Raw genomic sequence first — 6,524 nt, 5'->3', positions numbered from 1 at the left:
GCCCTGCCATTTTGCAAAATAGATGAAAGTTGCGTAACCGGCGCCAGTGGTTAGAACCGTGGGAAAATAGAAAAGGTTATTGAAGAAATAGCACCAGCCTGCGATGAAACCATGAAAGGGACCGAGCGACATTTTGGTCCATTCATAGAGACCGCCTTCGACCGGCCATTTCCGGGAAAGTTTGAGCAACACGTATGCCTGCGGCAAAAAAAAGCAGAGGAACGCGGCAAACCACAGTGGGATAGAGGAATAACCATTTCCTGCTGCGATGCTGATCCAGCGCAGTCCAACGATCGCGGTGAGGTGGAAAAATACCAGATCCCAGAAACCGAGTTCTCGCTTTAATTCCGCCGCCATCGGTGATGATTCTAGCCCAAAGGCGTATTTTTTCAACGCAGAGTCGCAGAGAAAAAACAAAAGAATCTTTTTAATAGCTCTGCGTCTCCGCGTCTCTGCGTTAAAGAGCTCCTTCTTGTGGTGGTAAGACTGATTCGATGATGCGGCGTACGAACATGGACTCCGGCATTGCGCCTTCAATGACAGCCTGATCGTTGATGACGGTTCGCGGCACGGCCATCACGCGATAACGCTGCGCCAGATCCGGAAATTCTGTCGCCTCGATCGCTTCCGCCGTAATCTTATCGCTTTCCATTGCCATTCGATGCGCCAGCACCACGGCTGCCGGGCAGTGCGGTCACCCAGGTGTAACAAAGACTTTCAGATTCAAAGGCTCCGTAAGTTTTCCAATCAACTCTTTAGAAGAATCGCTGAGTCCTGATTGCCGTTTCCCTGCGGCAACAAGACCCTCCAGCAAACTTGCAAATTCATAACCGCCTGGAATTCCAAAATACCGGATTCCATAATCGCGATCCCCCTCAATAATGATTGCGGGCACTCGACTGACATTGTATTGCTCCGCTTGAGCGCGATCGATCAATGGATTCAGAACTTCCAGCTTGATTCGGTCGGACAGCGCTGCGACGGCCTTGAGCAGCCGTTCTGTATCGGGACAGGTCTCGCAGTTTAAGGTTTGCGTAAAGAGGATAACGCGAACATCGTGAGCCATCTCCGACAAACGTTTCTTGATTTCAATTTCGTCTTGCGGGTCAAACATCGTCGCTCCTTCAAAGCCAATCAACTTATAATAGATCGAGAAACTGATCATGACCAGCGCAGAAATCACTCTATTGGATGAAATCCTTCCGGATTTTGATGTGGCTGCAAAATACACGATCCGGATTCAAGCATCACCGGAGCAAATCTTCAACATTCTGCAAAGTGGAATTCCAACCGGAACTCTGACCCGTCTCTTGATGCTCTTGCGCCGCATTCCCCGGATCTTCCGGAACGACGGATGTGCTGATTACTCATTCTATAAATTAAAACAGTCACAAGGTCGCGAGATTGTGATCGGAATCATCGGACAATTCTGGAAACCTGCCGCAACAACGATTGAGATCAACAGCCTGGATGAATTCATGAGCTTCCAAAGACGCGGATTTTCCAAAGCAGCTTTGAATCTCCGCATCGTGTCTCAGAAGAACGGTAGTTCTCTTTTGAGCACGGAAACACGCGTAGTCAGTTACGGTTCTGCGAAAGATAAGTTTGGAACCTACTGGCGATTGATCAAACCGTTCAGTGGAATGATCCGGCGCGAAATTCTAAGGAAGATTAAGAAACAGGCAGAAGCTGCGTAACGACTATTTGATTTCTGCTTCGACTGGAATCACAATTTCCGGGAATTTCTTGTCATCGGTCGCGACCCGGACACTTCCCGAAATTTTTCCTGCAGCCAATTTTTCCTTCACGACAGCAATATTGAGTTCAAACATGGAACTTCGGCCGGATGCAGGAGACTGCGTAATCTTCAAAAACGGGACGTCTGTTTGAATGCTCTTGATTTCAAAGTCCCCCTCACGTTTTCTCAACCTGACAGTCTCATATAAATTCTCGATCAGGTCCGGATTTGTATTCAGGAGCGACAGATCAATTCCAGTAAAATCTACGCTTTCCGGGTTCGCAAAAAGATCACGCATGACAAACAGGTTCACGCCAACTGGAACAGCCGAAAACTTGGGGTGATTCGTGTGCAACAATAGTGATTCTTCGTAACGTCCGGGAGCCGTACCGGCTGGAACTGTAATGGTGAGTTCAAAGATTTTACCAGTCTGGACTTCTTTCAGGTTGGCCTTAAAATGTGTGCCGTGGAGTTCCACGTTTGTAATCTTCAGCGGTTGTTCTTCATGATTGATTACACGTAGTGTTTGGTCCTTGTTTTCATCTGCATACAAGCTAATGTACGCTCCAGGAAGGGGGCTTACTTCAATTACAGGTTCGATGACACCGCTAAGCGTGAACGTGAATTTCGGTTGAACAGGATCGTTCGAATGCAGTTCTGCTTCCATGTCCATCTCTCCAGTAAAGTAAGTCGTGTTCAGCTCGATTTGGATGGATCCCTCTGCGCCCGGAGGGATCTCGGGTTTGAACCTGGATGTGAGACCGGGAAGATTAAATTCAACTTTGTCGAGAATCAAAGGAGCAGTCCCTTCATTCTTTACCTGAAATTTATGGACAACGATTTCACCCTGTTTGACCTGCCCAAAAGTGTATGTTTTCTCGCCAAACACAGCACGAGGCGCTCCTTGAGTTTCAGCAATGGAAATGCCAACCAGAGCAATGAACAGAAAAATAACGCTGAATCGAATTTGCATGGAAAATGAATACTCCAAAAGACAGTTAGAGACCGAATTGCTTCGGTCTCTAACTACTAAACTTGCGGTTTGTGAATCAATCGCACTCTGCGCCGCAGAAAATGACCATACCGTTTCGTAGGCCTTGATTGTCATACTCCCACAGGAAGTATTGAAATTCATTTCTGAACAACGCATAACGTCCGCACTGCAGATTTCCACCGACGTCAACACATCCCACCAATGAGCTCAGCTCATTTGTCACTTTCGTGAACTTTGGCGTCCCGTAACCGCGGCTAATCAATCCTGTATTTTCACTGGAGCAAACCTTGGTTCCGTCAGACAGGATGCCGCACGTGGTAATGGTTACACCACCGCCGGGAGTTCCCAGCGCACGGAAGTAGATGTCGTAGCACGCCGTTTCGCCACCATCGCATGCAAAGTCAGCCGGAATATTCAAATTGCAGGGCAGTTGGAATGTAGATCCGGTGAAGTTGCTGATTGCGTCTCCGTTGCAGTCGTATGCCTGGTCCCAGGAATTACCATCGCAAACGGAGAAAGGTCCCTGTGTCAGCCAAATCGTTGACTTGGACGGTGAGCCGTTACTACCGAGTCGAACAAAAATCGTTTTTCTGCTGGTGTTATTCATCGGCGGATTCTTGCCCTTTTCCACACCGATGATGTTCATCTTAAAGAGGAACTTGCTATCGCACAGATTCCCGACGCCGCCCGCGAGAGCCGGCATGGAAATGGCCAGACATAAAATCAAGGCCAGTCCAATTTTTTTCAAATTTCACCTCCCTGTGAAATTACTGTTTGATTTGTTTTCATTAGCAGCCTCTCAAGTTGAGAGTCCTGAACTCCTCGAAAAGTAGATTATAGTGTAACACCTGAGGATTCGATTGCAATAACGGATCGCGGTTTTTACATGAATTTATTGTTGATTGGTACTCTTATTTTTATTGCTGGAATTCTGACCTTCCTTCTGATCGCTCGCAAAGGAAGGAAACTCCGAACGGCGCATGTTTTGCCTCCTGAAACAGATCAGGCTTTTCTGGAAACCAGCGGCGGAGAAAAGCATCCAGTGCAGACCGGTTCTCATTTTTATATCGGAAAAAAGCCGGATAGTAATCTTGTAGTTTCGAGCGCTTCACAGGATTACGAAGTGTGCATTTTCTATCATCGTAAGCGGTTTGCGTTTCAGACATTATCCGGCGGCAGGGAAGTGCTGATCAATGGTGAGGAACAGGTAGCGGGCTATCTATCGGACGGGGACGTTTTGAAAGTTGCAGGTGAGTCGTTTACCTTTCGCTCGTTTATAAACTACTCGTAACTTTGGAGAATCCACTGTCTGTTGTGATACGCAAAAACGAATGTTGAACTGCCACTGCCATAAGAACGCGAATCCTTATCTGATTCCAGAAATTTTTCGTACTTGACGATTACTTTAGCGGAAGGCGGATATCCTTCATTATTCTGAAGACCGTAAACTGCATTAGCAAGATCGTATTCAATTCTCATTCCATACTGCTTCTCTTTTTTTGGCGTTTCGGCAGTTTTCTTAATCCGGCCGATTGCTTCTTTTAAAACAGGTTCCACTTCCGCTTTCATTTGCTCCAAAGTCATTTCTGTGCGGGGAGCTGGTTTTGTTTCCGGAACAACCGGTTGGGATTGTGGTTTCAATTCTTCCCGGAGGTTTTGAAGCTCTTTCAAAAGTCTCTGGTTTTCATCGGACAACTTCTTGACGTCTTTTTGAAGCTGTTCCATCTGAGGATCTTTTTGTTTTTCCTGGCTGCAGCCAAAAAGGAATGAGAAAATCAGAAGAGTGAAGAATATCTGCCGGGAGATGATGGCGCTCCCGGCAGATAAAAACTTAGAATCCATTGGACCAGAATCTACTTCAATTTAGAAACAATTTTCTTAAGTTCTTTTCCGGGTTTGAATTTTGGAATGCGTTTGGCAGCAATTTTAATTGCTTTTCTGGTTTGGGGATTGATCCCCGTACGAGCCTTTCGCATTGCAGTAGAAAATGTGCCAAACCCGATTAAAGCGACTTTCTGGCCTTTACGCATGGAGTCACTGATAGCGTTAATGGCTGCATCCAGCGCGCTCGCAGCCTGCTTCTTGCTCAGCTTAGCGCCCTTTGCAACCGCATTCACTAGATCTGTCTTGTTCAACTTTTCCTCCTGTTGTCAAAATAAAAGACAAAGCATTCTAGCTCAAGGTGCTCAAAAGGTTCAAGGGGCTTCAGGGGTTGCTTTTCTACAATCTGAAATCTACAATTTGAAATCTGCAATCCTGAATGGCGGTATCGTCTAGGGGACCAGGACGGGTGGTTCTCAGCCATCAAACCGGGGTTCGAATCCCCGTACCGCTACTTTGTAGAATTTTCAAATTACAAACCACAAAATCCAAACAATTTACAAATGTCAAAGGTCAATTTTCAAACAAGGGGTCCCAGCAACGGTTTGAAAAATTGAACCTTGGAGCCTGGAATTTATTTGTAATTTGTAATTTGGGATTTTTGGTTATTATCTTTTTTCGAGGGGGATATAGTCGCGGTGGCCATGACCAAGATAGATCTGGCGGGGCCGCGCGATTTTCTGGTCAGGATCAGAAAGCATTTCCATCCATTGAGCGACCCATCCGGACGTTCTGGCAATTGCGAAAAGAACAGGGAAGATCGTAATCGGAAATCCCATGGCTTGATAGATTAAACCTGAATAAAAATCAACATTCGGGTAAAGTTTTTTCTTAATAAAATACTCTTCTTCCAACGCGATTCTTTCCAGTTCCAGAGCGATATCAATCATTGGGTTCTTTCCCGTTACGTCAAAAACCTCATACGCAAGATTTTTAATGATTCGCGCGCGCGGATCATAGTTCTTGTACACGCGGTGCCCGAATCCCATGAGACGGACCTCGCCGGCACGAACGCGTTTGATGATGTCGGGAATGCGTTCTTTGGTGCCGATTTCCGCCAGTTGCCGCAGCACCATCTCGTTCGCGCCACCGTGAAGAGGCCCGTAGAGCGCAGCCGCCGCGCCTGCGGTTGCCGAGTAGGCATCGACATGAGAAGAACCGATGCTGCGCATTGCATTTGTGCTGCAATTCTGTTCATGATCCGCATGCAGGATGAACAACACATCGAGGGCGCGTTCCAGCACTGGATCCGGTTTGTATTTCAATTCCGTTTTCTTAAACAGCATGTTCAGGAAATTCCCGGTATATTCCAGATCGTTGTCAGGATACGCAAAGGGCATTCCGATGCTGTGACGGTACGCGAAAGCAGCAAGAGTCGGCATCTTCGCAATCAGACGATAGATTTGAAGTTTTTGCGATTCAGGATCCATGATGTTCTGGGCATCAGGATAAAAAGTGCTCATTGCTGCAACCGTGCTGACCAGCATTCCCATCGGATGAGCGTCATAGTGAAATCCATCAATAAACTTTTCAATGTTTCTGTGAACGATTGTGTGGTGCGTGATGTGGTACTTCCATTCCTGCAGCTGTTCTTTGTTGGGGAGTTCGCCAAAAAGGACCAGGTAAGCGGTTTCGAGAAATGTGCTTTTTTCAGCGAGTTGTTCAATCGGATATCCACGATAGTTAAGGATTCCTTTGTCTCCATCAATGTACGTGATCCGGCTCTGGCAGGAGGCAGTGTTGAGGAAACCGGGATCATAGGTCATCAAACCGGAATCGTCGTCACTCGCCTTTATCTGTCGCAAATCAATGGCCTTGATTGCTCCATTTTGAATGGGAACTTCGTAACTCTTGCCTGTTCGATTGTCAATGATGGTTAAGGAATTCTTCTCGCTCATAGCACGTCACCTT

10 protein-coding genes and 1 tRNA gene are annotated in these 6,524 nt (G+C 46.7%); 3 read left to right on the top strand and 8 right to left on the bottom strand.

What is annotated here, in order from left to right:
- The 3 genes from L0156_03475 to L0156_03465 form a co-directional block, all read right to left on the bottom strand.
- Window positions 1-357: APC family permease (locus tag L0156_03475; GenBank protein MCI0602048.1), on the bottom strand; the 357-nt coding region annotated here is incomplete at its 3' end.
- A 100-nt stretch (window positions 358-457) separates the two neighbouring features.
- Entirely contained in the window at window positions 458-658 is a 201-nt protein-coding gene (locus tag L0156_03470; protein ID MCI0602047.1) for a thioredoxin family protein, read from the bottom strand.
- A gap of 36 nt (window positions 659-694) precedes the next feature.
- Entirely contained in the window at window positions 695-1,165 is a 471-nt protein-coding gene (locus L0156_03465; GenBank protein MCI0602046.1) for a thioredoxin family protein, read from the bottom strand.
- On the opposite strand from L0156_03465, the gene L0156_03460 reads away from it, so the two are divergent.
- Window positions 1,164-1,697: a hypothetical protein gene (locus L0156_03460; GenBank protein ID MCI0602045.1), complete on the top strand. Its 534-nt coding sequence runs from the start codon at window positions 1,164-1,166 to the stop codon at window positions 1,695-1,697. The two genes, L0156_03465 and L0156_03460, sit on opposite strands and share 2 nt — an antisense overlap.
- A 3-nt stretch (window positions 1,698-1,700) precedes the next feature.
- Here the strand turns inward: L0156_03460 and L0156_03455 are convergent, their stop codons facing one another.
- The gene (locus L0156_03455; protein ID MCI0602044.1) at window positions 1,701-2,711 is read right to left on the bottom strand and encodes a DUF1573 domain-containing protein; all 1,011 of its coding nucleotides are present in this window, start codon (window positions 2,709-2,711) and stop codon (window positions 1,701-1,703) included.
- Window positions 2,712-2,787: 76 nt separating this feature from the next.
- Window positions 2,788-3,480 (bottom strand): hypothetical protein, encoded by a 693-nt coding sequence (locus L0156_03450; protein ID MCI0602043.1) that lies wholly within the window; start codon window positions 3,478-3,480, stop codon window positions 2,788-2,790.
- 138 nt (window positions 3,481-3,618) lie between these two features.
- Here L0156_03450 and L0156_03445 point away from each other — a divergent pair, with 138 nt between their 5' ends.
- Window positions 3,619-4,023 carry a hypothetical protein gene (locus tag L0156_03445; GenBank protein ID MCI0602042.1) on the top strand — a complete coding sequence of 135 codons (405 nt, stop codon included), beginning with the start codon at window positions 3,619-3,621 and terminating at the stop codon, window positions 4,021-4,023.
- Here L0156_03445 and L0156_03440 read toward each other — a convergent pair.
- The gene (locus L0156_03440; protein ID MCI0602041.1) at window positions 4,014-4,574 is read right to left on the bottom strand and encodes a hypothetical protein; all 561 of its coding nucleotides are present in this window, start codon (window positions 4,572-4,574) and stop codon (window positions 4,014-4,016) included. The genes L0156_03445 and L0156_03440 overlap by 10 nt on opposite strands.
- A gap of 11 nt (window positions 4,575-4,585) precedes the next feature.
- A complete protein-coding gene (locus L0156_03435) occupies window positions 4,586-4,867 on the bottom strand; it encodes an HU family DNA-binding protein (protein MCI0602040.1) in 282 nt (93 codons plus the stop codon).
- A gap of 127 nt (window positions 4,868-4,994) precedes the next feature.
- On the opposite strand from L0156_03435, the gene L0156_03430 reads away from it, so the two are divergent.
- Window positions 4,995-5,067 (top strand) — tRNA-Glu (locus L0156_03430).
- A 154-nt stretch (window positions 5,068-5,221) separates the two neighbouring features.
- On the opposite strand, the gene L0156_03425 is transcribed toward L0156_03430, so the two are convergent.
- Window positions 5,222-6,511, bottom strand: a complete 1,290-nt coding sequence (locus L0156_03425) for a citrate synthase (protein ID MCI0602039.1) — start codon at window positions 6,509-6,511, stop codon at window positions 5,222-5,224.
- Window positions 6,512-6,524: the final 13 nt, after the last annotated feature.

Source organism: bacterium (genome assembly GCA_022616075.1).
GTDB lineage: Bacteria > Acidobacteriota > HRBIN11 > JAKEFK01 > JAKEFK01 > JAKEFK01.
This window is presented reverse-complemented; position numbering and strand designations above follow the sequence as displayed.

What these genes read in the sequence shown, in the direction of transcription:
- L0156_03445 (MCI0602042.1), top strand. Translation starts at nt 3,619, where the DNA reads ATGAATTTATTGTTGATTGGTACTCTTATTTTTATTGCTGGAATTCTG.
- L0156_03455 (MCI0602044.1), bottom strand. Translation starts at nt 2,711, where the DNA reads ATGCAAATTCGATTCAGCGTTATTTTTCTGTTCATTGCTCTGGTTGGC.
- L0156_03425 (MCI0602039.1), bottom strand. Translation starts at nt 6,511, where the DNA reads ATGAGCGAGAAGAATTCCTTAACCATCATTGACAATCGAACAGGCAAG.
- L0156_03465 (MCI0602046.1), bottom strand. Translation starts at nt 1,165, where the DNA reads ATGATCAGTTTCTCGATCTATTATAAGTTGATTGGCTTTGAAGGAGCG.
- L0156_03460 (MCI0602045.1), top strand. Translation starts at nt 1,164, where the DNA reads ATGACCAGCGCAGAAATCACTCTATTGGATGAAATCCTTCCGGATTTT.
- L0156_03470 (MCI0602047.1), bottom strand. Translation starts at nt 658, where the DNA reads ATGGCAATGGAAAGCGATAAGATTACGGCGGAAGCGATCGAGGCGACA.
- L0156_03440 (MCI0602041.1), bottom strand. Translation starts at nt 4,574, where the DNA reads ATGGATTCTAAGTTTTTATCTGCCGGGAGCGCCATCATCTCCCGGCAG.